The sequence below is a fragment of the Cupriavidus sp. L7L genome (assembly GCF_004353535.1).
Taxonomy (GTDB): Bacteria; Pseudomonadota; Gammaproteobacteria; order Burkholderiales; family Burkholderiaceae; genus Cupriavidus; species Cupriavidus oxalaticus_A.
Window position 1 is genome coordinate 1 of sequence record NZ_SMNY01000035.1, and the last position, 25,131, is coordinate 25,131.

The 25,131-nt window shown below is 64.5% G+C and carries 21 protein-coding genes; 11 read left to right on the plus strand and 10 right to left on the minus strand.

Going from position 1 to position 25,131, the window contains the following annotated elements:
* Positions 1-496: 496 nt before the first annotated feature.
* Positions 497-1,735: an FAD-binding oxidoreductase gene (locus E1J61_RS28510; RefSeq protein WP_133097283.1), complete on the minus strand. Its 1,239-nt coding sequence runs from the start codon at positions 1,733-1,735 to the stop codon at positions 497-499.
* A gap of 135 nt (positions 1,736-1,870) precedes the next feature.
* Positions 1,871-2,791 carry a LysR substrate-binding domain-containing protein gene (locus tag E1J61_RS28515; RefSeq protein WP_133097284.1) on the minus strand — a complete coding sequence of 307 codons (921 nt, stop codon included), beginning with the start codon at positions 2,789-2,791 and terminating at the stop codon, positions 1,871-1,873.
* 184 nt (positions 2,792-2,975) lie between these two features.
* On the opposite strand from E1J61_RS28515, the gene E1J61_RS28520 reads away from it, so the two are divergent.
* On the plus strand, positions 2,976-3,971 hold the full coding sequence (locus tag E1J61_RS28520; RefSeq protein ID WP_133097285.1) for a tripartite tricarboxylate transporter substrate binding protein: 996 nt from the start codon (positions 2,976-2,978) through the stop codon (positions 3,969-3,971).
* 60 nt (positions 3,972-4,031) lie between these two features.
* Positions 4,032-5,549, plus strand: a complete 1,518-nt coding sequence (locus tag E1J61_RS28525) for an amidase (RefSeq protein WP_133097286.1) — start codon at positions 4,032-4,034, stop codon at positions 5,547-5,549.
* Positions 5,550-5,607: 58 nt separating this feature from the next.
* Here the strand turns inward: E1J61_RS28525 and E1J61_RS28530 are convergent, their stop codons facing one another.
* The 3 genes from E1J61_RS28530 to E1J61_RS28540 form a co-directional block, all read right to left on the minus strand.
* On the minus strand, positions 5,608-6,528 hold the full coding sequence (locus E1J61_RS28530) for a lysozyme inhibitor LprI family protein (RefSeq protein WP_133097287.1): 921 nt from the start codon (positions 6,526-6,528) through the stop codon (positions 5,608-5,610).
* Between the two features lie 161 nt (positions 6,529-6,689).
* Complete coding sequence (locus E1J61_RS28535) at positions 6,690-7,070, minus strand: hypothetical protein (protein ID WP_133097288.1); 381 nt, start codon at positions 7,068-7,070, stop codon at positions 6,690-6,692.
* A gap of 101 nt (positions 7,071-7,171) precedes the next feature.
* On the minus strand, positions 7,172-8,335 hold the full coding sequence (locus tag E1J61_RS28540; protein WP_133097318.1) for a porin: 1,164 nt from the start codon (positions 8,333-8,335) through the stop codon (positions 7,172-7,174).
* Positions 8,336-8,642: 307 nt separating this feature from the next.
* Between E1J61_RS28540 and E1J61_RS28550 the strand changes: the two genes are divergently transcribed.
* The 6 genes from E1J61_RS28550 (at position 8,643) to E1J61_RS28575 (ending at position 13,198) form a co-directional block, all read left to right on the plus strand.
* Complete coding sequence (locus E1J61_RS28550; protein ID WP_133097289.1) at positions 8,643-9,005, plus strand: EF-hand domain-containing protein; 363 nt, start codon at positions 8,643-8,645, stop codon at positions 9,003-9,005.
* A 200-nt stretch (positions 9,006-9,205) separates the two neighbouring features.
* Positions 9,206-9,541, plus strand: a complete 336-nt coding sequence (locus E1J61_RS28555; RefSeq protein ID WP_243737022.1) for a hypothetical protein — start codon at positions 9,206-9,208, stop codon at positions 9,539-9,541.
* A gap of 9 nt (positions 9,542-9,550) precedes the next feature.
* The gene (locus E1J61_RS28560) at positions 9,551-9,778 is read left to right on the plus strand and encodes a YMGG-like glycine zipper-containing protein (RefSeq protein WP_133097290.1); all 228 of its coding nucleotides are present in this window, start codon (positions 9,551-9,553) and stop codon (positions 9,776-9,778) included.
* A gap of 592 nt (positions 9,779-10,370) precedes the next feature.
* Entirely contained in the window at positions 10,371-10,772 is a 402-nt protein-coding gene (locus tag E1J61_RS28565; RefSeq protein WP_133097291.1) for a CopG family transcriptional regulator, read from the plus strand.
* A gap of 66 nt (positions 10,773-10,838) precedes the next feature.
* Positions 10,839-12,008, plus strand: coding sequence for a PHB depolymerase family esterase (locus E1J61_RS28570; RefSeq protein WP_133097292.1), 1,170 nt, complete (start codon positions 10,839-10,841; stop codon positions 12,006-12,008).
* 245 nt (positions 12,009-12,253) lie between these two features.
* The gene (locus tag E1J61_RS28575) at positions 12,254-13,198 is read left to right on the plus strand and encodes a DUF808 domain-containing protein (protein WP_133097293.1); all 945 of its coding nucleotides are present in this window, start codon (positions 12,254-12,256) and stop codon (positions 13,196-13,198) included.
* A gap of 393 nt (positions 13,199-13,591) precedes the next feature.
* Here the strand turns inward: E1J61_RS28575 and E1J61_RS28580 are convergent, their stop codons facing one another.
* Positions 13,592-14,386: an AraC family transcriptional regulator gene (locus E1J61_RS28580; RefSeq protein WP_243737023.1), complete on the minus strand. Its 795-nt coding sequence runs from the start codon at positions 14,384-14,386 to the stop codon at positions 13,592-13,594.
* A 252-nt stretch (positions 14,387-14,638) separates the two neighbouring features.
* On the opposite strand from E1J61_RS28580, the gene E1J61_RS28585 reads away from it, so the two are divergent.
* The 3 genes from E1J61_RS28585 (at position 14,639) to E1J61_RS28595 (ending at position 18,605) form a co-directional block, all read left to right on the plus strand.
* Positions 14,639-15,106, plus strand: a complete 468-nt coding sequence (locus tag E1J61_RS28585) for a CBS domain-containing protein (protein ID WP_133097294.1) — start codon at positions 14,639-14,641, stop codon at positions 15,104-15,106.
* A gap of 86 nt (positions 15,107-15,192) precedes the next feature.
* A complete protein-coding gene (locus E1J61_RS28590) occupies positions 15,193-16,584 on the plus strand; it encodes a GntP family permease (RefSeq protein WP_133097321.1) in 1,392 nt (463 codons plus the stop codon).
* A 5-nt stretch (positions 16,585-16,589) separates the two neighbouring features.
* Positions 16,590-18,605 carry an acyl CoA:acetate/3-ketoacid CoA transferase gene (locus tag E1J61_RS28595; RefSeq protein ID WP_133097295.1) on the plus strand — a complete coding sequence of 672 codons (2,016 nt, stop codon included), beginning with the start codon at positions 16,590-16,592 and terminating at the stop codon, positions 18,603-18,605.
* 52 nt (positions 18,606-18,657) lie between these two features.
* On the opposite strand, the gene E1J61_RS28600 is transcribed toward E1J61_RS28595, so the two are convergent.
* The 4 genes from E1J61_RS28600 to E1J61_RS28615 are packed head-to-tail and all read right to left on the minus strand — an operon-like array spanning position 18,658 to position 25,007.
* The gene (locus E1J61_RS28600) at positions 18,658-20,262 is read right to left on the minus strand and encodes a GMC oxidoreductase (RefSeq protein ID WP_133097296.1); all 1,605 of its coding nucleotides are present in this window, start codon (positions 20,260-20,262) and stop codon (positions 18,658-18,660) included.
* A 23-nt stretch (positions 20,263-20,285) separates the two neighbouring features.
* Positions 20,286-22,190 (minus strand): preprotein translocase subunit YajC, encoded by a 1,905-nt coding sequence (locus tag E1J61_RS28605; RefSeq protein WP_243737024.1) that lies wholly within the window; start codon positions 22,188-22,190, stop codon positions 20,286-20,288.
* A 59-nt stretch (positions 22,191-22,249) separates the two neighbouring features.
* Positions 22,250-22,714 carry a (2Fe-2S)-binding protein gene (locus E1J61_RS28610; protein WP_133097297.1) on the minus strand — a complete coding sequence of 155 codons (465 nt, stop codon included), beginning with the start codon at positions 22,712-22,714 and terminating at the stop codon, positions 22,250-22,252.
* Positions 22,683-25,007, minus strand: a complete 2,325-nt coding sequence (locus E1J61_RS28615) for a xanthine dehydrogenase family protein molybdopterin-binding subunit (RefSeq protein ID WP_133097298.1) — start codon at positions 25,005-25,007, stop codon at positions 22,683-22,685. The genes E1J61_RS28610 and E1J61_RS28615 overlap by 32 nt, the downstream gene beginning before the upstream one ends.
* Positions 25,008-25,131: the final 124 nt, after the last annotated feature.

Genomic DNA, 25,131 nt, shown 5'->3' on the forward strand with positions numbered 1-25,131 from the left:
GTTCAATCTCTGTGTGGGTCCGAAGACCCTCGCTCTTTCGAGCGGTCGCTCACTCTCAGAAAACTGACTGACCAGATCCGAAGACCCAGTCACGTTTTGCTGTGCGAGCACTGTATAACTTGTAAGCTAAAAGACCGAAGTCTTTCGCATCCGTTATCAAGCGCCCACACTTATCGGTGTTTGTTTGTTAAAGAACTTGCGCGATTCGCTTTGCTTGTCGCGTCGCTGCTTTGTCAGCAGCGAAGGAGCGAGACTATAAAGAAATTTCGTCGATCAATCAATCATTTTCGAGAAATTTTTTAATTCTGCAAGGCGTGCTCTTTTGAGCGAAGCCTCGCAGGTCTTTTTCCTCCCCCGTTGCGCGGTGCCTTGCGAACGGGGGGCGAATATTAATGGCCCCGTACCCTGGCTGGCAAGCTTTTTCGAAAATAATCTGAGAGAGCATTACTCGGCACTTGCAAGTTGCCGGTCCATACGACTGGCTAGCTTCGGGAGGTCAGCCAAAGCGCACGGGGTCGTAAGGCGAGGCGTCGACCCACGGCTGCTCGCCGTCCATCAACTCGGCCAGCAGCCGGGCCGTGACGGGGCCCAGCGTAAAACCCTGATGCCCATGCCCGAAGTTGAACCACAGGCCGGGATGGCGCGGCGCCTGCCCGACGATCGGCCGCATGTCGGCGACGCAAGGCCGGGCGCCCAGCCAGGGCGTGTCCTCGACCGGCGCGCCCATCCGTACGAGTTCACGCGCGTGGCGCTCGGCATTGCGCAGCTGCACCGGCGTCGGCGCCGCATCGTGATGGGCAAACTCGGCGCCGGTGGTCAGGCGCAGCCCACGCTTCATCGGCGCCAGGAGGAACCCGTTCTCGACATCCAGCAGCGGCAGGCTCGGCATGGATTCGACCGCATAGTGGCGGTGGTAGCCACGCTTGACGAACAGCGGGAAGCGGTAGCCGAGCGGCCGGATCAGCGCCGAGGCCCACGGCCCCAGGGTAACGACAGCGTGGGCGGCGTTGACCGGGCCCTCGTCCGTCGTCACGGTCCAGCCGCTTCCCGCCTGCCTTAGCGTCATCGCGTCGCCGCGGCGCACGATGCCACCGGCCTGCGAGTACAGCGTGGCATAGCGGCTGACCAGCTCGCCGGGATCCGCAATGGTCCAGGGATCGCGCCAGTGGATCGCGCCGGCCAGCGGCCCACACCACGCCGGGTCGGTTGCGGTAATGCCGGCCCGGTCCAGGATCCGGTAGTCAAGCCCGTGCTGCTGCCCGACTTCCGTCGCGGCACGCGCGGCGTCGTCGAAGGCTGCGGCGCTGCGATAGCCCTGCAGCCATCCTGACTTGCGCACGAGGTCCTCGGCGCCGGCCAGCGCAATGAGGCGTTCGTGCTCGGTCAGGCAATGGCGGATCAGCGCGCTGTAGGCCGCGATGGTGCCGGCATAGCGGTCGGGTGCCGATTCGCGCCAGTAGCGCGCCAGCGGCGGCAGCAGGCTGGCGAGCGCGCCTGGGTGGTAGTGGACATCGTTACCCTGCCGGGCCACCACGCGCAGCACGGCCGCCCACTCGCGCGGAAAGGCGTAGGGCTGCACTGCTTCACGCTGAATGATGCCGGCGTTGCCATAAGACGTTTCCCTGCCCGGCTCGCGCCGATCGACCAGCACGACTGCATGGCCGCGCTGGCGCAGCGCCAGTGCCGTGCAGACGCCGACCATGCCGGCGCCGAGTACTACGATGTCCTTTGTCATGATGTCCGATGCGGTGCCTGGGGCACGGCAGGTTTTGTGATCCGGGTATCCAAAGCCCGATTCTGCATTGGGCGCGGACGCTGCGGAATATCGGCCGCGCGCAATTATTGGAATCCTTGGTTGCCGATCCGGCAATCAAGCGCTGGACATGCGCGCGATCGCCTCGGCCAGGTGCTGCACGAAGGCGCGCCCCGCCGGCGGCAGGTTGCGGCGGGCTAGCGTCTGGATCTCGATGTAGCGCTCGTTCATTTCGCGGTCGCGCAACGGTACCGCGGCAATGCTGCCTTGCGCCAGCCGTTGCCGGACCGACAGCTCGCCATAGAAAGCAACGACGCCACCACCCGCCGTCGTAAAGCCGACCAGCGAATCCAGGTTGTTGCTGGAGAAGACGGTCTGGTAGCTCAACCCCTGCCGGCTGCAACTGGTGTCGAGCAGCTGCCGCAGCGAGCTTTCCTTCGGCGGCAGCGCCAGCGGATAGCCGATGACCTGGGACAGCGATACCTGCCGCTGGCCGGCAAGCGGATGGTCCGGCGCCATGATGGCGAGCACCGGCGCCGGATGGCGCAGCTCCACTTCGATATCGAGCTCGGGCAACCCGCTCAGCGTGATGCCGACGTCCGCCTCGCCGTCCCGGATGCGGCGGGCGATGTCGCCCTGAGGGCAGACGTGGAGGTCGAAGCGGATCCCACCATACTTTTCGCGGAAGCTGGCGGCCAGTTCCGGGATGAAGTCGTGCGCAATACCCTCCACACTTGCCAGGCGCACCTGGCCGACGCGCAGGCCGCGCAGCGCCTGGATATCGGCGGTGACGCGATCGATCTCCTGCTGGGCGCGCTTGGCGTGTGCGGCGAGCAGCTCTCCCGCAGCGTTGGGGACGAGGCCGCGGGCGCGCCGGTCGAACAGCAGCGTATCCATTTCGCTTTCCAGCTTGGCGATCTGCCGGCTCACCGCCGACGGCGCCACGTTGAGCTTGAGCGCGGCGTCCTTGACCGAGCCGGTGCGCACGACTTCAAGGAAGTAGCGGACAGCTGTTTCTTGCAGGATGCGGTAGGACATGAGCGGATATTGCGGGGGGCGATCGGCATCCGCCGACCAGGGTCCATTCTATGGATTGCCGTTTTGGCAATCAAGCTTTCGAAACATTGCCACGATTCCGAGTCGGATCGGTCGTACGATGGGTTCAACGCGGTCACAGCCCTTCCACCGCACTGCATCGAGTCCTACCTGCCGGAGCCTCTTCATGCGATCCACCGCTCACCGCCCGCACTTGTTCCTGTCCGCCTGCAGCCTGGCTGCCGCCGCCGTGCTGGCGCCCGCTCCGGCTGGGGCCCAGGGCGGGTATCCGTCGAAGCCGATCCAGCTTGTCCTGCCCTTCCCGCCCGGTGGTGCCACCGACCTCGTCGGGCGCACGATCGCGCGCAAGCTTGGCGAACGGCTGGGCCAGACCGTGGTGGTCGAGAACCGGCCTGGCGCCGGCACCGTGGTCGCGGCGAGCTATGTGGCCAAGTCGGCACCGGACGGCTACACGCTGATGGCCACCTCGGGTACCACATTCACCGTCAACCCCTCGGTCTACGCCAGGCTGCCGTATGACCCGCAAAAGAACTTCGAGCCGATCGGCCTGATCGGCTCGACTGGCCTGGTGCTGCTGGCCAACCGCGACGTGCCGGTCAACAACCTCAAGGAGTTCGTCAGCGCAGTCAAGGCGCAGCCCGGCAAGTACTCGTACGGCTCGTTCGGCGCCGGCACCACCGCGCACTTCGCCGGCGAGGAACTGCTGAACCTCATCGGCACGAAGCTGCTGCATGTCCCGTACAAGGGCAGCGCGCCGGCGATGACCGACCTGATCGGGGGCCAGATCCCATTCAGCGTCGATACCGTCGCGGCGGCGATCCCTCAACTGAAGTCCGGCAAGATCAAGGCCATCGCGGTCACGACGGCGAAGCGCTCGACGCTGCTGCCCAATGTGCCGACCGTGGCGGAAAGCGGCTACCCCGGCATGGATACCAGTACCTGGATCGCGTTGGTCGGGCCGCGCGGCCTGCCGGAAGACGTCCGGGCGAAGCTGGAGAAGGCGCTGGCCGACACCATCGCCGATCCGGCCACACGCAGCCAACTGGCGGACAGCGGCATCGAGCCGTCGTTCGCACCCGGCAAGCAGGTCGCCGCCATGATCGACAAGGAGATCCCGCAGATGCGCGCGATCGCGCAGCGGGCCAACATCAGGCTCGACTGACCTTCCTGGCACCGCGCCACAGTAGCCACATTCCACCGACAAGCCACCGTCAAGCAACCGATGCAAACATCGCTGACCTCACTGACCGCGGTCGAACTGCGCCGCCTGATCGGTACCAGGGAAATCTCGCCGGTCGAACTGCTCGAAGCGTGCATCGCGCGCATCGAGGCCTACAACCCCCTGATCAACGCCATCACCGCCACCTGCTTCGAGCGCGCCCGCCAGGAAGCGCGCAACGCCGAACAGGCGGTGCTGCGCAACGAACCGCTCGGCCTGCTGCATGGGCTGCCGCTCGGGGTCAAGGACCTGGAGGCGACGCAGGGGCTGCTGACCACCTATGGCTCGCCGCTGTTCCGCAACCATGTCCCGGCCGAGGACAACGTGCTGGTGGCGCGCCTGCGTGCGGCCGGCGCCATCGTGGTGGGCAAGACCAACATTCCGGAGATGGGCGCCGGCGCGAATTCGCGCAACGCGGTCTGGGGCGCGACCGGCAATCCGTTCAACCCGAACCTCAATGCCGGCGGATCGTCAGGCGGCTCAGCGGCGGCGCTGGCTGCGGACCTGCTGCCGGTCTGCACCGGCTCCGACACCGGCGGTTCGCTGCGCATTCCCGCGGCCAAGTGCGGCGTGGTCGGATTCCGCCCTTCGCCCGGCATCGTACCCAACTCACGCAAGCTGCTGGGCTGGACGCCGATCTCGGTGGTAGGACCGATGGGACGCACCGTCGCCGACACCTGCCTGCAGCTGGCGGCCTCCGCCGGGGTGTCGGTGACCGATCCGCTGAGCTACGCGGTGGACGCCGATGCATACCTGTCGCCGCCACCGGTCGACCTGTCGACGTTGCGTGTGGGCTGGACTGAAGACTTCGGCAGCTGCGCGGTCGATGACGGCATCCGTCGCGTGTTCCGCACGAAGATCGCGGCGATGCGCCACCTGTTCGCGCGCTGCGATGAAGTCAGTTTCGACCTTGGCGATGTGCACCGCTGCTTCGACGTGCTGCGTGCCGAGAGCTTCGTCGCCGGCCTGCACGACGCTTACCAGCGCGACCCCGCGGCGCTCGGGCCTAACACCCGCGCCAACTATGAAATGGGCGCAAAGATGTCGCTGGCCGACAGTGCGTGGGCGCAGGCCGAGCAGAACCGAATCCTGCAGCGCTTCCAGCGGGCCTACCAGGAATACGACCTGATCCTGTCGCCGACCACACCCGTGTCGCCGTTCGCCTGGACTAACCTGTATGCCGACACCATCAACGGCGAGAAGCAGGTGAACTATTACCGTTGGCTGGCGCTGACCTATGTCGTGACCCTGACCACGCACCCGGCAATCGCGCTGCCCTGCGGCACCGACGACGCCGGCATGCCGTTCGGCCTGCAGGTCACCGGCCGCTTCCACGGCGACCTGCAAACGTTGTCGGCAGCGCGGGCCATGGAAGCGGCGTTCGCGACGTCGCCCGCGTTGCGCCGTCCGGTGCCGGATCTGGCATCGCTGAAACCCGCCCAGCCGGCGCTGCGCTCGATTGTCACGGCGCCGCCGTCGGCTGGAGCCGCGCAGCAAGGCGGCGGCGTCTCTGCGGTTTGAGCCAGGCGAACGATATGGAGCAAAGCCGGCCTGTCTTATTGGCAGGCCCGGGGCGCCACTATCGAATCCGCTTCAGTTCATCGATGCGCAGGTGATAGCTGCGTAGCAGGCAAGCCTTATCGCTACACTTGTTGCGAGAATTACGCAGCCATGCGCGTTGATCCTCCCGTAAGCGCCTCTTGTCAGCCGATGCTTTCAGCTTCCGGTCATAGATTCCTGCCAAGGTCTTATCGACCCGGGTAAGTTCTGTATCCCCGCAAATAAGTTGCGCTTGAACGGATATGAGCTTGCTGCAATCAAGGCTGTGCATCAGCGCAGCCTTCGTATCGTATCGAGCTTCGAGCAGGCCAGGCCTGCACAGACCTTCCAATGACTTGCAAGCGACGTCGCGCCCGACCCATGCCATGTCTCTCGCACCATAATGCCTGACGAAGCGATTGATGGCTGCGTGGCTGACTCCCCTTTGCATTGCGTTTGCCGCGATGATTTCGTTGCAAAGCGAGTCCGCGGCGTAGCTGTGGCCACCGCCGCGCCGGTAGCAACTGTGAAAGCCGAGCAGCCCGGTGCCAACGACACTTCGGCGCTCGCCTGAAGCGAACAGGATCGAGGCACAAGCGGACGCGCACCTGGCGTTGTCTGGAACTGTTGTATAGACGCCAACCTTATCCATTGCGTCGACAACCCGGAAAGCGGCCTCGACATTTCCGCCCGGACTATTCAGAACAAGGATGACAAGTCCCTCCTTATCGCGGTCGGCCATACGGGCGACCGCCTGGAACTTCCTTGCATCACCGTCCTGAATGGTTCCCTCTCCGATCACCATTCTCAGATTGATTTGCGGCTGGTGGTAGATCTTGAAGTCCATCCCCAGCACCACGCCGGGAAACATGAGCACAGTGAAACCAAAACATAACAGCGCCTGTTGTCTCAGGCTTCGCGGCGCCGCGCATCTGGCTGCGGGGTGCTCAGTGCTGCGCATGCATGTCTCCTCAGGATGTAAGGAGCATAGCTTCGAACCTGCGCATGGAGGATACGGCGTCTGCGGGGATCACCATTGGCCGGACAGGCGCCGTCGAGGCAGTGAAGCTCGAACGGCGCCAACGGGTCGATAGTCCGCCCGGCGTGGCGAAGACCTTGCAATCAGAATGCGGTTGGGGACAGATCCAGGCCGCCACTCGAATCGATGGAAATGCGATAGCGGACCGTCGAAGCCGGAGTGAGCCTTACCTCCCTCTCCTTCAAGCCACCGAGACACATTGCCGAAGTCTGGGCGCCAAGAATGATCGGCCCCGGTTTGGCGTAGAACCGGGCGACCTCACCGGATTTGAGTCGGCCCACTTCCTTCCCGTCAACCGAGAGGACGGCATCGCACGCGCTGCCGTAGAACCCCTCATCGCGGGTCACGACCAGCGTGGCAAACTCGCCGGGTGGCGGCGTTTGCAATCCGCTAAGTCTTTCTGAAGGTGCTGGCGCTGCCTTACTCGCCGGTATGGGCGTGGTCGAGCATGCGGAAACCAGCATGGTCACCACGCAGGCAGAAAGGATGGTTCTTTGGATTAACACGTGGCCCTCCGGAATGTTTCAGCGCGAGTGCAGGAACAAGGCGATGATTGCGAGGCGGCTCAGAATTTGTGCCGGACTCCCAAGGCAATGCCAAACATGTTGCTCTGCCCGTTGCCCAGGACATAGCTGTTACCCAGCGACAGACTGTTGGCAAAGACGGTCGCCAGTGAATCGAGCATCAGCCCGGCGTTCTTGGCATAGGCAGTGGTCACGTAGACATCGGTACGCTTGGACAACGAGTAGTCGGCCACGAAGGAGACCTGCCACGGATTGGCCACGCTCGTGTTGCCGTAAAGGTTCTTGAGATCGTCGTAGTTGTACTCGAGCGTGAGCGCGAGCGCCGGCGTGACCTGGTAGTTGGCGCCGATCCAGTAGAAGTCATCGCGCTGGATCAGGGCATCGGCCGCATTCCTGTTCTGGCCCCAACGGTAGCCGCCCATGATCTTGGCCGGGCCTAAGGCATAGCTGGCGCCTACCACCGCCTTCTTGACGGTGCCGGTGCCGGTGCCGATGGTGGGATTCCACTGGTCATAGCCGGCTGTCGCTGCGAACGGGCCGAACGTGTAAGCCAGCGCCCCGCCATAGGCGGTGTCGCGTCGGAACTGCCCCGGGACTTCCCCATTGCCGCCGATCGGAATGGGAAATCCTACCGAGGCGGGCAAGGCGACCCCGACGCCGAAGGACCAATGCGCCAGCGCCGTCAGTCCCCCGAACTTGCCGGAGTACTTGACGGTGTTGTCCGCGCGGTAGTTGGGGCCGGACTGCATGACGACCGGCTCATACTGAGTGGCATAGGCGGTCGGAGAGAAGTTGGCCAGGGCCTCGAACATCGAGGTGTATTGCCGGCCAAGGCTGATCTGGCCGAAACGGTTGCTTTGGACGCCGACGTACGCCTGGCGGCCGAACAGACGGCCGCTTTGCTGCGACAAGCCGTTGTCGATGCCGAAGCCGCTTTCCAGCACAAAAATGGCCTTGATACCGCCACCCAGGTCCTCGTTGCCACGCAGGCCCCAGCGGGAGCCGGAAAGCCCTCCCGAAGTCAGTCGGTAAGCATCGTTGCCCGGTCCCGGATTAAATCCGTTGGCGGCTGTCGGCACGACGCCCGCGTGGTTGACGTATTCCACGTTGGCGTCAATCACGCCGTACAGCGTGACGCTTGACTGCGCAAGGGTTGCCAGCGGCCATCCCAGCAGTGACGCCAGGGCTATTCTTTTCAGTGCCATGCCCGCTCTCCTCTCGTTCTTTTCTCTTGGTGGTTCAACCACGGCTTCGTTCGTTGCATGGCTGACCTTGCAGCATGTCTGCCAGGCAATCTGTTCGAGCATAGGAGCGTAGTTCGTTCTCCGCCAACATCCGATGACTGGATACGCTCGAAACGGAAAAACAGTGTCGGCCGATTGCAACAGTCGCGAGCAAAGCGCTCTCCGTGCGGAGCGCCTAGAATGCTGGTGAGCCAAGGCTCACCGGAGTTTGATCAGAAGTCGTTTTGGTGTCTTGAATCCAAACACATAACGTATCGAGGAGAGCGACATGTCCGTATGCAAATTTCCCGCATTTGGTTTCGCAGTCCTGATGGCACTGACTTCGATAGGAGCGGCCGCCCAGCCGGCCTCGGGACCCCAACCGGCGGCGGCGCCATCCGAAGTTCCCGCAGCGCCTCCGACTACGGCCCAGGCCAAGGCCCTGATTGCCGAGCGCTTCAAGGCGGCCGATGCCAACCATAATGGCAAGCTGACTCGTGACGAAGCGCAGGCGGGTATGCCAAAGGTCTACGAAAACTTCGACAAGATCGACGTAAAAAAACAGGGTTATGTCACTGAGCGCCAGATCGGTGCCTACTGGATGAAAAAAACCAAGGACCAGATGCAGAAGGAAGATCCGATCTGGAACTGAAAGCGCTACAGGTTCTTTTTAGGCACATAGGATGACGGAGCGGGAGAATTCGGGCCGTATCTCCCGCCCGCAGTGGTCCCGCATGACCGGATCGAGACTAAGATAAAAAGCGCATCGGACCCGCAAGGCAACAGCAACCGCTGAGGGAGACCGCAATGGCGAGATCGCTCATCCGAATCGCAGTGACTGCTGCGACACTTATGACGTTGTCCCTGGCCACCGGCTCCCGCGCCGATGAAGTGCCGCTGATCACCGGCAAGCAGTGGACGGATTCCTCCGAACAGACAAAAAAGGCCTACCTCGTAGGCATTGCCAACCTGGTGCAGGTGGATATCGCTTATCACGAGGGCAAGCCGCCGCCTGACTCCGCGAGCATTGTTCCGCGCTTTGCGAAAGGGCTCAGAGGCCATTCGCTCGACTCAGTGCGCCAGGGCCTGGATCGCTGGTACGCGGCACATCCCGACCAGTTGCAGCGGCCGGTCATTGAAACGATCTGGTTCGAAATGGTTGTTCCCGGCCTGCAGGGCAAGAAGTAAGGTGACACCATGAAAAGACTCAATCTGATTGGCGTTGCATTGGTCGTTGCCGGCGCTGCCGGATGCACGAATATGACACCGCAGCAGCAAGGCACCGTGAGCGGTGCTGCCCTCGGCGCCGCGGCCGGTGCAGGCATCGCGGCCATCGCGGGAGGAAGCGGCTGGACTGGCGCGGCGATCGGCGCCGTGGCCGGCGGCGTAGCGGGCAACATCAAAGGAGGCAAGCAGCAGCAGTGATAGGTCGCCCTGCCGCCTGCTGCATAACTGCTGACACGCCCGGTTCACGAAACGCAAGGTACAGCGCGAGGGAATTCGCCAGCCAGAACAACGCCTTCGCGCGCTGCCGTCGAACCATTACTGCCTCAAGCTCGTGGAAGCGAAATGACCTCAGCCGCCCCCGGCTGTTGTTGTCCGCGGTTGTCCGCGCTGGTCATGCCGCTCCTTTCTGTCTCCATCACGCGAATGGCACTTGGCATGCCGTCGATCCAATGCTTGGCGCGCTCCTGGCGTGCCTGGCACTAGTTCGATGAACCGATCGCAACTGATAAGCGGCGATCCGCCGGCCGTGCCAACGTCTCCCGCCGACGCCTGACCGCCCGCGTGGAATCGCGTGCTGTGCCCCCGCTGCCTGCAGCGCACGACGTCGAGCCGAAGCGCCTGTTGCCGCGATGGATGGGCAATCTTTCAGGTCACCCCTTGACCTGCTTTCTCCCAGCCTTTATAAATTGACCATCCATATGGATGGTATCCGGATGGTATCTGGATGCTTAGCTAGCTTTTGTGCCGCAAATGACACACATTCCGGCGCCTATTGGCAACAACAAACCCGATGAACAAACCAAAGCCCGGTGACACGGAAAAAATCACGATCAATCTCGGCCCGGTGGACCTGGGGCAGATCGACCTGCTGGTCGAAGAAGGCTTTTATTCGAATCGCACTGACCTGATCCGGACCGCCATTCGCAACCAATTGGCGACGCACGCTCAGGCCATACAGGAAACGGTGACGCGCCGGGCCCTTGTCCTCGGGCTCCAGCATTTCACCCGCCGCGACCTGGAGGCGGCGCGCGCGGCCAACGAGAAGCTCGACATCCATGTCCTTGGCCTGGCGAGCATTGCCTCGGATGTCAGTCCGGAACTGGCGCTGGCAACGATTGAATCGGTCGTGGTGCTCGGCGCCTTTCATGCCCCCGCGGCAGTCAAGGCCGCGCTCGCCGGGCGAATACGGTAGTACTGCGCGGTAGCACCGCGGCAATGTCGCCGCGCCCTGGCTCGCCAGGTTTGCCTGGAAACAAGTATGAAAATGAATGACGCCTTCCTCGCTTCGATGCGAGAAGCCATGCACTTGCTGCAGACGGCGGGTCCGCTTGAGGCCACCGAGGCTATCCAGCGTGCACTGCGCGAGCAAGCGTCGATGGGCGCGGCGGTCGCTCCGGCCTCCCCCTCCGCTCCCATGCCCGCACAGGTGGTCGAACGCCTGCTCACCGATGCCCGCGCGCAGGCCCGCCCGGCCGATGTCGCCGGCAGCGCCGCCAACGCAGCGCCCCCGGCATCTGCGCGCGGCACCCACTCGCTACGCCCCGACGGCAAACAAGCGTCCCCGCAGGATGTCAGCCATTTCAGCCAGCGCACGTTCGTGAACCGGGCGGGATCCCGCGCGTACAAGCTTTACGTTCCCGCTGGCCGTCGTGCCGAGCCGATGCCGCTGGTCGTGATGCTGCACGGTTGCACGCAGGATGCCGACGATTTCGCGGCCGGCACCCAGATGAACGCCCTTGCCGACATGCTCGGCTTTGTGGTGCTGTATCCGATCCAGGCCACCGGGGACAATCCGTCGAAATGCTGGAACTGGTTCCGGCCCGGGGACCAGCAGGCCGGCAAGGGAGAACCGTCGATCATTGCTGGCATGGCACGCGAGGTGATCGCCAGCCACGGCATCGACGCAAGGCGCGTCTATGTTGCCGGCCTGTCCGCCGGCGGCGCGATGGCCGCGGTGCTGATCCAGCGCTATCCGGAATTGTTCGCGGCGGCCGGCGTGCATTCCGGCCTGCCCGCCGGGTCCGCGCACGACTTGCCTTCGGCGCTGGGCGCGATGAAGGGTGGCAAAGGGCTCGGCCGGTCCAGGTCAGGCGCGGTGCCGCCCGCCTCCACCGGGCGGCCCATCATTGTGTTCCACGGCGATGCGGACCATACGGTGCATCCGTCGAACGGCGACCGTCTTGTTGCGCCGTTCAAAAGCGAGCACGCGCGCCAGCAGACGGAACGCAGGAACGTCTCCGGGGGGCATGACTACACGCAGCACAGGATCACCACGCCAGCTGGCGTCAATGTTGAATACTGGATCGTCCATGGCGCCGGGCACGCCTGGGCGGGCGGAAGTCCCCAGGGCAGCTATACCGATCCGAAGGGTCCGGATGCCAGTGCGGAAATGCTGCGGTTCTTTCTTGCAAATCCGCTGCCAGGCTGAGCCGGCGCAGTCCCGCGCAAGCCTGAGCGAATCACGGTTGCAACACCAAGAACAGCGGGGCCAGTCGCTCGTGTAGCGTTTCCTGCGCGGCACGGACGGTTGAGCCGCTGTCAACGGGCTGCTGGCATGGGCGGTATGGAACCTGCTTGGTCAGAGGAACAAGTCAGAGGAACAACATCGAGGAGCATGAACAATGACACATTGCCTGCATCAGCGAGGCCTTTGCCGCGCGCGGAGGTCCTGACATGGCCGGTTCGAGCTTGCTGGTACTGATCGACGACATCGCAACCATCCTGGACGATGTGGCCGCGATGAGCAAGGTGGCGGCGAAAAAGACCGCAGGGGTGCTGGGCGACGACCTGGCGCTGAATGCGCAGCAGGTCAGCGGCGTCAAGGCGGATCGGGAATTGCCGGTGGTATGGGCCGTCGCGCTCGGGTCGCTTCGCAACAAAGTGATCCTGGTCCCGGCGGCGCTGGCCATCAGCACCTGGTTGCCGTGGGCCGTCGTGCCCCTGCTGATGGTGGGCGGCGCGTTTCTTTGCTACGAAGGCTTTGAAAAACTGGCACACCGGTTCTTGCATAGCCATGCGGATGACGCGGCACATCACGCCCGTGAAATTCATGCCATGTCGAATCCCGCGGTTGACGTGGTGGCGTTCGAGAAAGAGAAGATCAAGGGTGCGGTCCGCACGGACTTCATACTTTCGGCCGAAATCATCGTCATTTCGCTAGGCACCGTCGCCGACGCACCTTTCGGCCAGCGGCTGGCGGTGTTGTGCGCGATCGCGGCCATCATGACGGTCGGCGTCTATGGCCTGGTGGCCGGCATCGTGAAGCTCGATGACGCGGGCCTGTACCTGAGCCGGCGCCCGTCGGCCGGCTTCCGCTGGCTGGGCCGAGCTTTGCTGCGGCTGGCACCCTGGCTGATGAAAGCCTTGTCGCTTGCCGGAACGGCGGCGATGTTCCTGGTGGGCGGCGGCATCCTGATGCACGGCATCCCGGCAATGCACCACGTGCTGGACGCGGTGGCACAGGTGGCGGCAGGCGTGCCGGCGATCGGCGGTGTCCTGTCGGTGCTGGCGCCGTTGGTGCTAGACGGCATTGCCGGCATCGTCGCCGGCGCGCTGGTGCTGGCGGCGGTGACCGTGGTGAAGGCCGGGATGCGAGCATTGCGGCCGTCAGCACGCTAGGCGGGTACAGCGGATGCTGCTGCCACTGGCCTCGGCGCATCTCTCGCCCACTCGGGAATGCCGCGCGGACACGCCGCTAGGACGTGTGTCTCGCGGCGTTCCTACGTGGCCAAGTTCTTTACCTGCGCGTTTGCGGCGCTGGCGTTACGGCGCCACAGGCACATCCGGTTCTGCACGGGCATTGCGGCCCGCAGTTGCAGCCGGCTCCGCAGGCGCACGGATTCCGTTCAGCAGTTGCCTGGCAACCGCAGGCGCAGCTAGCGCCAGGGCAAGCAGCGCAGAGGCATTGGGATTGGGTAGTGGTAGTCATGGCAGAGCTCCTTTCTGTTGGAAACGAGACGCCAGTGCCGGCCACCGATGACCGCCAGCTTGAACGAAACGGCTAACGTTCGCCTAGACCCGCTGGACGCTGATTGCGCCGGCAAGCACGCCGAACATGCGCTTGAATGTGCGCGAGAAATGGGCGGAGTCCGCGAAGCCACCAGCATAGGCGGCGTCGGTCAGGCTCTTGCCCGCAGCGTATGACGCGAGGGCAAGTTCAAGGCGCAGCCATAGCACGTACGGCCGGAACCGGATGCCGGTTTCCTCCAGGAACAGGTGACGGAAACGCTCGGGCGAGAGATGGACGACATCAGCGATCTCGGCCATCGAGACCGTCTCGCCAATCCGTTCGCGCAGCACCTCAATAGCACGCTCAATGCGCTTGTCGAGCGGCCTGGATTGCACGGCCTGCGCCAAGGTGAGCCTGGCAATCACTGCGCGAGCGCGGTCGGTGAGTTCGTCATCTGTGGCGTCTGCGCCATAAGCCGACGCCAGGGCCGCGGCCTCCTCGGCGAAGGTATCAGGAGCCAGCGGCGCCAACCCGGTACGGAAGCGTTCCCTCAGCATCCGTCCTTCTCGCGATTCGGGTTCGGTGAAAATGAGCGCAAAGAGTTCGCCCCGTGCCTCGAAGGCATGCGGCTGGTGGGCGGAGATAATCGCCGCCTTATAGGAAGCCCAATCTTGTCCCGGAATCTGGAAACGGACCTCCCCACCGGATAGCGCGAGCGTTACCTGGATGGCGTGATGCGCATGGGAATCGGCTCCTGCTTCCGCGCGGCCGATCCAGAGACTGCCAGCGCGCCACAACACGATACGCCCGGTCCCGAAGAGCTTTGCACCGACTCCGCGTCGTTGGGTGGTCATCATTTAGCCTGCCAGCAGTATCACCCCGATTCTGGCAGAATCCCCGGCAGATTGGATCTGTGGCACGGGAATGGATGTGAGTGCCGCCGCATCTCCACGGTGTCAGATGCCAAGCAGTGACGGCGCATTGTGGTTTAGATTTGGTTCCGCGGAAAAGATCGCCTACCATGCGGTTAGCCTGGTCTGGCGAAGCGTCGTCGGCGTCATAGCCAACGTGCGCTGCTCGATAGAACGGGGGCGTCGAGGGAGGCGACGATGAAGAAGGCGACAAAGACCGCGCGCCAGCTATTGTCCGCGAAGCCCCGCGAGCTGATCTTCGTCAGTCCCGAGGACTCGGTATTGGCCGCGCTGCGCCTGATGGCAGACAAGGACGTCAGCACGGTACTCGTGATGCAGGCCGACAGCCTCGCCGGCATCCTTTCCCAGCGAGACTACGCCCGGAAGGTTGAGCTGTCGGGCCGCACGGCAGGCGACACCCGGGTCTGCGACATCATGACCACGCAGGTAATTTACGTCACACCCGACCACACCTGCGAGCAATGCCTGGCGTTGATGCACGCCAGGCGGATCCGGCACCTGCCGGTCATCGAGTCCCGGCGGGTGATTGGGGTGCTGTCCAATAATGATGTCCTCGAAGAACTGATCCAGCAGGACGAGCACTTCATCAAGGATCTCGAGCACGACATGCTCAAAATGACCATCGATACGGGCGGCAGCTACTAGCGCAGGCACCCGGCCCCCGCCAGCAGCGGCGTGGGCAGGATTTTTGGCAAGGCCGTCATCCGTCACCCTGGAAGGAGCGCATCGTGGTGAGCTTCCTGATCGTCGTCGCCGCCCTCTTCTTCCTGATGTTCGTCGCCTACCGCGGTTTCAGCGTGATCCTGTTCGCGCCGGTCGCCGCGCTCGGCGCCGTGCTGCTGACCGACCCGCCGCTGGTGCCGCCCATGTTCATCAGCGTGTTCATGGATAAGATGGTCGGCTTCGTCAAGCTCTACTTTCCGGTCTTCCTGCTGGGCGCGGTCTTCGGCAAGACGATCGAGCTCTCGGGCTTTTCCAAGTCCATCGTCTCTGCGGTGATCGCGCTGGTCGGGCGTGAGCGGGCCATGCTGTCGATCGTGGTGGTGTGCGCGGTGCTGACCTATGGGGGCGTTTCGCTGTTCGTCGTGGTCTTCGCCGTCTATCCGTTCGCCGCCGAGATGTTCCGCCAGGGCGGCATCCCCAAGCGGCTGATCCCCGGCACCATCGCGCTCGGCGCGTTTACGTTCACGATGGACTCGTTGCCGGGGACGCCGCAGATCCAGAACATCATCCCGACCACCTTCTTCAATACCAATACCTGGGCCGCGCCCTGGCTGGGCGTGGTCGGAACGATATTTATCCTGGTGGTGGGCCTTGCCTATCTCAACTGGCGCCGGCGCCAGGCCGCGGCTCGCAACGAGGGCTATGGCGAGGGCCATAGCAATGAGCCGGAGGCCTTTGAGCATGGCAAGCTGGCCAACCCCTGGATTGCCATCCTGCCGCTCGTGCTGGTCGGCGTGCTCAACAAGGTGTTTACCGAACTGATCCCGCGCTACTATGGCAAGAGCCATGAGTTCATGCTCGCCGGCTCTACCAAGCCCGTCACCACGGAGGTGTCCAAGGTGGCGGCGATCTGGGCGGTCGAGGGCGCGCTGCTGGTGGGTATCCTCGCGGTGCTGGTGTTCGCCTTCAGGCCGGTCAGCCAGAAGTTCGCCGAAGGGTCCAAGGCGGCGGTCGGCGGCTCGTTGCTGGCTTCCATGAACACCGCCTCCGAGTATGGATTCGGCGCGGTGATCGCGGGACTGCCAGGATTCCTCGTGGTGGCGGACGCCCTCAAGTCGATCCCCAACCCGCTGGTCAACGAAGCCATCACGGTCACCACGCTCGCCGGCATCACCGGCTCGGCCTCGGGCGGCATGAGCATCGCGCTCGCCGCGATGTCCGACCAGTTCATCGCCGCCGCGCATGCCGCCGGCATCCCGCTGGACGTCTTCCACCGCATCGCCTCGATGGCCAGCGGCGGCATGGACACGCTGCCGCACAACGGTGCCGTGATCACGCTGCTCGCGGTGACCGGCCTGACGCACCGCCAGTCCTATGGCGACATCTTCGCGGTCACCTGCATCAAGACGCTGGCGGTGTTCGTCGTCATTGCCTTCTACTACCTGACCGGCATCTATTGATCCAAATGAACACGCAAGACAGTACGCACCGTCCGTTGCCAGCGATCCACACGCGCGAGAACGGCAAGCTGGTCTCGGCGCGCGAAGCGGTGCGCCTGATCCGGGATGGCGATACCGTGGCGACCGGGGGCTTCGTCGGCATCGGCTTCTCGGAAGAGATTGCCATGGCCGTCGAGGCGCTCTGTCTGGCGCGCGATGACGATGCGCCCGTGAGCCTGTCGAAGCCCGGCAATCTGACGCTGGTCTATGCCGCGGGCCAGGGAGACGGCGGGGACCGGGGCCTGAATCATTTTGCGTTGCCGGGCCTGGTGAAGCGCGTGATCGGCGGGCACTGGGGGCTGGTGCCGAAACTGCAGCAGCTCGCAGTCAGCAACCAGATCGAGGCCTACAACCTGCCGCAGGGCGTGATCACCCACTTGTTCCGGGATATTGCGGCCGGCAAGCCGGGCCACCTGTCGCGGGTCGGGCTGGGTACGTTCGTCGACCCGCGCTTCGGGGGAGGCAAGCTGAACGAACGCACCACCGAGGACCTGGTCGAGGTGATGCAAATCGGTGGCCAGGACTATCTTTTCTACAAGGCCTTTCCCATCAACGTCGCCATCGTGCGTGGCACGACGGCCGATCCGGACGGCAACATCACCATGGAGCGCGAGGCGCTGACGCTGGAAGCCCTTGCCATCGCCATGGCCGCGCACAACTGCGGCGGGATGGTGATCGTGCAGGTGGAGCGCATCGCCGAACGCGGCTCGCTCAATCCCCGCCAGGTCAAGATTCCCGGCGTGCTGGTGGACTGCGTGGTGCAGGCCAGGCCGGAAAACCACTTGCAGACCTTTGCCACGCCGTACAATCCGGCGTTCTCGGGCGAGGTCCGCGTGCCGGCGAGCAGCGTGGCGCCAATGGCGATGAGCGAACGCAAGGTGATCGCCCGGCGCGCCGCCATGGAACTCCAGCCGAACAGCGTGGTGAATCTCGGCATCGGCATGCCCGAGGGCATCGCCAGCGTTGCCAACGAGGAACGGATCCTCGATCTCGTCACGCTCTCGACCGAGCCGGGCGTGATCGGCGGCATTCCTGCCGGCGGGCTGAACTTCGGCGCGGCGACTAACCCCGACGCGATCATCGACCAGCCCTACCAGTTCGATTTCTACGACGGCGGCGGGCTCGACATCGCCTTCCTCGGCCTGGCGCAGGCCGATCGCATGGGCAACCTCAATGTGTCCCGGTTCGGGCCACGGCTGGCAGGTGCCGGCGGCTTTATTAATATCAGCCAGAACGCGAAGAAGGTCGTGTTCGTCGGCACCTTTATGGCGGGCGGCGGCGAGTTCTCGGTGGCCGACGGCCGGTTCCATATTCACCGCGATGGCATCGCGAGAAAATTTGTCCAGGAAGTCGAGCATCGCACATTCTCCGGTCCCTATGCGGCAGCGTCGTTCAAGCCCGTGCTCTATATCACCGAGCGCTGCGTGTTCGAGCTGGGCGCGCAGGGCCTGGAACTGATCGAAATTGCGCCCGGCGTCGACCTGGAGCGCGACATCCTCGCCAGGATGGACTTCGTCCCGATCGTGCGCGCACCCGTGCTGATGGACCAGAGGATCTTCCGACCGGAGCCGATGGGGCTGCGCGCCGACGTGTTGCGCCTGCCGCTGGAGGCGCGCTTCAACTACGACGAAGAAAAGAACATCCTGTTCCTGAATTTCGAGCAGCTCGAAGTGAAGCGCCAGGAAGACGTCGAGGCGATCCGCAAGGCGGTTATCCGCATCTGCGAACCGTTGGGCCACAAGGTCTACACGGTGGTCAACTATGAGGGCTTCGTGCTCGACCGGGACGTGGAAGATGCCTATGTCGAGATGATCTCGGAAGTGGTGGCACGTTACTACATCGGCGTGACGCGCTTTACCACCAGCGCGTTCATGCGTGCCAAGCTCGGCGACACGCTCGCCCGGCGCGGACTGGCTCCTTATGTCTACGAAACCGAGGCGGAAGCGAAGGCGAGCCTGCGGGACCAGCCCGGCAGTCACTAGGCTGGCTCCCGGGCGACGGGTTTAGCTGCAGCCTGCCAGTCCGGCCCCAGCCTCAATCCTGCTCGCGCAAGAGCATCGCCACATTGCGCTCCGCGAGCGCAGCGATGGTGCGCGAAGGGTTCAGGCCGAGCGGACGCGGAACGATCGCTCCGTCCATGACATAGAGCCCCTTGTAGCCGAATACCCGGCCCGCTGCATCGACGACACCGTCGGCAGCGGAGGTCCCCATGTTGCAGCCACCCAGCGGGTGCGGTGTGATCAGGTTATGCCATCGCCGCCAGGTGAGCGGCACCCACGGGTCCCCGCCGGTCGCTTCCGAGAGCCGCTTATGCGCTGCAATCATGGCCTCGATGACGGCCACCGATGACTGATAGGACCAGTCGAGACGCAGCACCCGGCGCCACGGCGCGTACCACCTGCGGCCCAGCCTCAGCTGGCCATCGCCAGGGTCCACGCCTTGCCCGAACCAGGGCATCATCCGCTCGACCGGATCGCCGTCGTCAAACAGTCCGCCGACGTCCCTCCACACCGCGCGCAGCTTGCGGGAACGGGTTCGCTTCATATGGCGTCGGATAAAATTGCGTGCGAGGTTCGGGACGCCGCCATCCTCGACGAAGAGCGCCTGTCCGTTCGGGCCGCTGTGGTCCAGCAGGTCGATCGCGGCGGAGATGGTTACGCCATGAGCAGGAGAAATCCTCCTGTTGCCATAGAAGGCTGGCGTCACGAAGTCGCCATTGTGGGCCCAGCCATATCCCAACCGCGGTGAAAGCCCGGGCAGCGTGCGATGTTCATCCCGGCAGCGCAACAGTAGTTCGGTGCTGCCGATGGAACCGGCGGCCAGTATTACCCTGGCGGCCGTGACTTCGCCAGGGCTCGTCGTCTGTCCTTCCGGGTCGATTTTCCTGAAGCGCACCCGCCAGCCCTGCTGCAGCGGCTCCAGCCTGTCGATCAGGTGCAAGGGACGAATCTCGGCACCGTTGTCTTCAGCCACTGCCAGGTAATTCAGGTCCAGCGTATTCCTGGCCGATACCTGGCACCCGACGTCGCAGTTGCCGCAATGGACGCAAGTGCCCTGCCACCGGCCGTGCTGGTTCAGGAATTTCACCGAATGCCGGTCATCGCGGGCGTCTTGCCGTGCAGGGTCCCAATGCTCGGAGAACGTCACGGCCAGCGGCAGCTTGCGAAAGCGCCCGCCCCATCCGCATGCTTCGGCGCCCTCGCGCAGCAGCCTGGTTCGCTCGCTCTCCTGCTTGTCCGGCACTTCGCTCACGGCGAGCATGCGTCCTACCTCCGCATAGTGGGCCTGCAGGCCGGCATAGGTCACCTCTTTCGGCCAGCCGCGCTCGAAGGCTTCCGGCCTGGCTTCCACCGAGACGTTGGCGTAGATCAACGAGCCGCCACCGACTCCGGCCCCGGCGATGACCCATACGTCGGAGAATGTCCGTATATCAGCCCAGCCATTGAAGCGGTGCGCGCGTTCCTGGTTCCACAACCAGGCATCATTTTCGTCGCGCGGGAAAGTCGCCGGGCTCCAGCGCCTTCCGCGCTCCAGCACCAGAACCTTGCGGCCGGCCTGCGCCAGCCTGCAGGCCGAGACCGCGCCACCGAAGCCGCTGCCGATGACGACGACATCGTAGGCAAGCGTATTGCTCATCATGACGCCCCCTGTCGTTGGGATGCTTACCGCTGGATGATGATTGCCTTCTCCTCAATCATCCGCACCGCTTCCGTCGGCGATACCTGGCCGTCAGCCGGCACGAAGCGGGGACCGGTTGCGCCGGGCTGGGCGCGTACGCGCCAGCTGCCGCGGACCTTCGTCATCTGGCTGACGCCCTCGCCCAGCTTCCAGTCTCTGCACACCTTCTCCAGCTTGAGCGGGTAGATCTTCAATTGCCCATGCTCGAACCGCATCCGCAGGAAGCACTTGTAGTCGGCGATGCGCTGCGAAGAGAACACCTCCTCGGGATGCAGGCGCCACAGCGCGTTGCCCATCACCATCCACACGCCAAACAGCAGGCCGCCGAGGACACCGCCCAGCAGCATGGCCTCGACGAGGAACAGCAGGATCGGCGTCGCATTGTGCGCGCCAAAGCCATGAACGTTGAAACGCGTGATGAGCCATAGCACGGCGACAGCCAGCGCCAGGTGCAGCAGGCCGTGGCAGGCGCCGACAACCCAGGCCAGCCCGACGCCGCGCCTGACATCCCGGGTCGACAGCGCACCACAACAAAAGACAATGCCCGCGGCGAACACCACTGACGCCGGACTGTGCGCCATGATCCGGAACAGTTCGTGATACACCTCGCAAATATTCCCGAATGTCACTTCGAGGTCGGCCAGCCCTTGGATGAAGTTGCGATGCTCGCGCCCGGGCACTGGTACCAGGCTCGCGCTTTGGACGATCCAGTCGAACAGCAGGTACAGGATCGCCACCAGCGCACAGAACGAGAGATTGCGCGCAGGAAGTTGCCACGCGCGATTGCGCAATTGCCGGGACGTCGCCTTTTCCGGATATGCGGACTTCAGCTCGTAGTGCTGCCTGGCCGGACCCACGACGATGGGCCGCGGCGGATCCGGCAGCAGATGCGTGCCGTGAAGAAACGCGCCGCCGCCTCCACAGGTGATCCGATGCGGCCCCGCCGTGCCTGCTCGCGGCACGTAGTGCGCGTAATGGTGCGAGTTGCCGGCCAGCACCAGTGCGAGCCGGTCGCCCAGCACGCCCTCGATCTCGCTCAGGCTTCTAAAGCGCGGCGTCTTGGTTTCGATCGACGGCACGGCGCGCTTTTCCCCGCGGCGCACGCGGTCCATCTCGTCAACCCAGCTCGCCTCGGGCGCGCACAATACCACGCGGTCGCCGGGCTGCAGCTGCGTGTACAACTTCTGGAAATACTCGCGCTGCGGCCGGTCGATTTCGGACTCCAGTTGCAGGTCCAGGCCCCAGATCCACCAGCCGCCGGGCAACTGCAAGGCGTAATAGCCGGTGCGCTGGCGTGTCTCCCAGCCGCCCACGGGCTTGCCACTGCAGAACAGGCGGGCGAAGCCACGCAGGCCGTCGTACCAGTCGTGATTGCCAGGCGTGGCAATCATCCACGGCGCATCCGGCAACTTGACCGGCTGGTCGCTGTATGCGGGGCGCGTGGCCTCGACCGGCGCCGGGAACGCAGCACGAAAGGGATCGACGAAGCGGCTCCGATAGCCGTCATGGGCAGGCGTCGGATACACCTGGTCGCCACCCAGCAACAGCACCTTTGAGCGCGGCAGCGTCACGCCCTGGTCGCGCAGCGTCACCGCGTGGCTGACGCACAATGCCATGGAGTAGGTCGAGTCCCAGCCGTCGCCCGTGTCTGCCATATAGTCGACCCAGACACCGCCCTGTTCGTCAGCCGGTACCGGCAGCGGCGGATTCGGATTCAGCGTGGAGAGCGCGGCCTGCACCATGCGCTGGTCCGCAAAGGCGCCGACAGCCATCGCCACGGCAACGCGCATGGCGGTGAACGGAAGCTGCAGCGGGCTCAGCCAGTTCACCATGGTTCGTTGCGTGTAGAGCTCCACGCGCCCGGTCGCCGCGGCCCCCGAATCCTTCATTGCCTTCCCCCTGAGACTTCAAAGCTCGCCTGATGGCCGGGGCGCGCGCATCGGCGCCCTCAACCCGTCAGCATCCCCACCGCTTCCGCAATCGCCCGCCTGATCCGCGTATACGTGCCGCACCGGCAGATCACGCAGCTCATCTGGTCGACAATCTCCGTCTCCTTCGGATTCCGCGTGCGCTTGAGCAGCGCGCTCGCCGCCATCAGTTGCGCGCTCTGGCAGTAGCCACACTGCACGACCTCGTGCTTCTGCCAGGCCGCCCGCAGGGCATTCGCCTCGGGGCCGTCAAGTCCTTCGATGGTGACGATCTTCTTGCCCTCCATCTCGCTCACCTGGTGCTGGCACGACAACAGCATCTTGCCGTTGACATGCACCGCGCAGGCGCCGCACACGCCCACGCCGCACCCGAACTTGGTGCCCGTCAGCTTGAGCTCGCAGCGAAGCACCCACAACAGCGGCGTGCATCCGTCGGCGTGGATTTCGACGTTCTTACCGTTGACACTGAGCTGACGGTCTGACATCGCAGGCTCCGGAAGGCGGCAGGGTCTTCAGCAGCGGCAGGTCGCGCAAGCGCTCGCCGGTGGCATTGAACAAGGCGTTCGCCACCGCCGGCGCGATCGGCGGCGTGGTGGACTCGCCCACGCCCTGTGGCGTTGCCGTCGATGGCATCACGTGTACCTGGATCTCGGGGCAGTCCCGCAGGCGCATGGCAGGAAAGGCGGTGTAGTAGTCCTCCTTGACCTTGCCTTGCTCCAGCGTGATCTTCTGCCACAGCGCCGCCGACAGCCCGAACACAATGCCGCCCTCGACCTGCTGCTCGATCAGGGTCGGGTTGACCGGCCTGCCGCAATCGATGGCGCAAAAAACGCGCTCCACGCGCACCTGCCCCGCGTTGTCCACCGACACCTCGGCGACCTGCGCCACCACGCTGCCGAACGATTCGTGCAACGCCACCCCGCGCCCCACCTTTGCCACGCCAGGCTTCTTGCGCAAAGGCTGGCCCCAGCCAGACATCTTTCCTGCCTGCTCCAGCACCGCGCGCTGCCGATCGTCCTTGAGCAGGCTCATGCGGTAGTCGAGCGGGTCCTTGCTGGCCGCCACCGCCAGCTCGTCGACAAAACTCTCCATAAAGAAGGCGTGGTGCGAGTGTCCCACCGAGCGCCAGTAGCCCACCGGGATGGGGAGATCCACGGTCCGGTGCCCCACCCACACCTCCGGCCAGTCATAGGCCTGGTCGAAAGCGCCTTCAACGGTGGATTTGTCCAGCCGTGACACGAAGATATCGGGCAGGCCGAAGTTGCGTTTCGCGGTGCTCTCCAGCACCGACTGGCTGGCCGACATATTGCGCACGGCGATGACCTTGCGGTCCCCGTCGAGCCAGGCCTCGAAGCGCGACACGCTGGCCGGGCGGTAGAAGTCATGCCGCATGTCCTCGGGGCGCGACCAGATCGTCTGCACCGGCACGCCCTTGCGCTTCGCCGCGATGGCGGCCGCCTGGCAGATGAAATCGACTTCGAGCCGGCGCCCGAATGCGCCCCCGATGGAATGCTCGTGCAGTTCTACCTTGTCCGTGTCCAGACCCAGTGTCCTTGCCACGCAGCGGCGGGCCAGCCCGGGCATCTGCGTGGCGGCCCACACGATGGCGTGGTCCTCCTGTACCAGGACCGTGCAGTTGACCGGCTCCAGCGCGGCATGAGCGAGATAGGGCGCCGAGTACATGACCTGGATGGCGGGCTTGCCCTGCTTCATGGCGCGCCCGTCGCCATGCTCGTACCAGACGCGCGGGTTGGAGCTGTCGAGCGCCTTCACCAGCGTGTCGCGGATGCCGGCGCTTGACAGGTTCCCCGCCTCGCCCGCGTCCCACTTGCACTGGACCTTTTCCACCGCCTCCATGGCGATCCACGCATCGCTGGCAATGACTGCCACACCGCCGCTGCCGCCGGGGAACGGCGGCAGCTCGACGAGATCGAGCACCCCGGGCAGCTTTTTCACGTCATCGGGCGGGGATCCCTGCAGCTTGCCGCCCAGCGTCGGACACATCTGCACGCTGGCGTAGACCATCTTGTCCGCCACCACGTCGATGCCGAAGCGCGCGGTGCCGTTGATCTTGGCAGCGGCATCAAGGCGTGCCGTGCGGGTGCCGATGAGCCTGTAGCTGCCTGGCTCCTTCAGCTCGACCTTGCGTGGCACATCCTCACGCGCGGCTGCCGCGGCCAGCTCACCGAACGTGGCACTGCGTCCCGACGGATGCACCACCTTGCCGGCCTGCGCGCGGCACTCTTCGACCTTGACGTTCCACTGCTTCGCCGCTGCCGCGCACAGCATCATGCGGGCGGCGGCGCCGGCCTCGCGCATCGGATTCCACAGGTCCCGGATGCTGGTCGAGCCGCCGGTGAACATCATGCCCACCTCGCGCACGCCCTTGCGCGTAAACCATGCCGCGGCGCGCCTGGGCCAGCCATTGTTGTCGGGGCGGAACGGCAGGTTGGCGACCACGCCCTCGATGTTGTTGTACAGGTTGTCGATGGGCGACGGCTCGACGCGGATCTGCGACCAGTCTGCCTCCATCTCCTCGGCCAGCAGCATCGCCGCGCCGGTATGCACGCCCTGCCCCATCTCGGCCTTGTTCATCACCACCGTGACGGTGTTGTCGGACGCCACCTTGACCCAGCCGTTCAGCGCGAACTGCCCGTCGCGCACCGCCAGCGGCTCGCCACCCACCATGCGCTGGCGCGGCGGCAGCAAGGCCCATCCGATCACCAGCGCACCGGCAGCGCCTGCCCCCCCGAGCAGGAAAGCTCTGCGCGTCAACATGGCAAGACTGGCGGATCGATCATCATCGGTAAGCCCCCCGTACCGCCGATGGCATGGCCTATATTAGGTCGGGAAGTGCTTCAGTGCGAATACGAACACGTGGGTGGCGCTAGCGCGCAACACC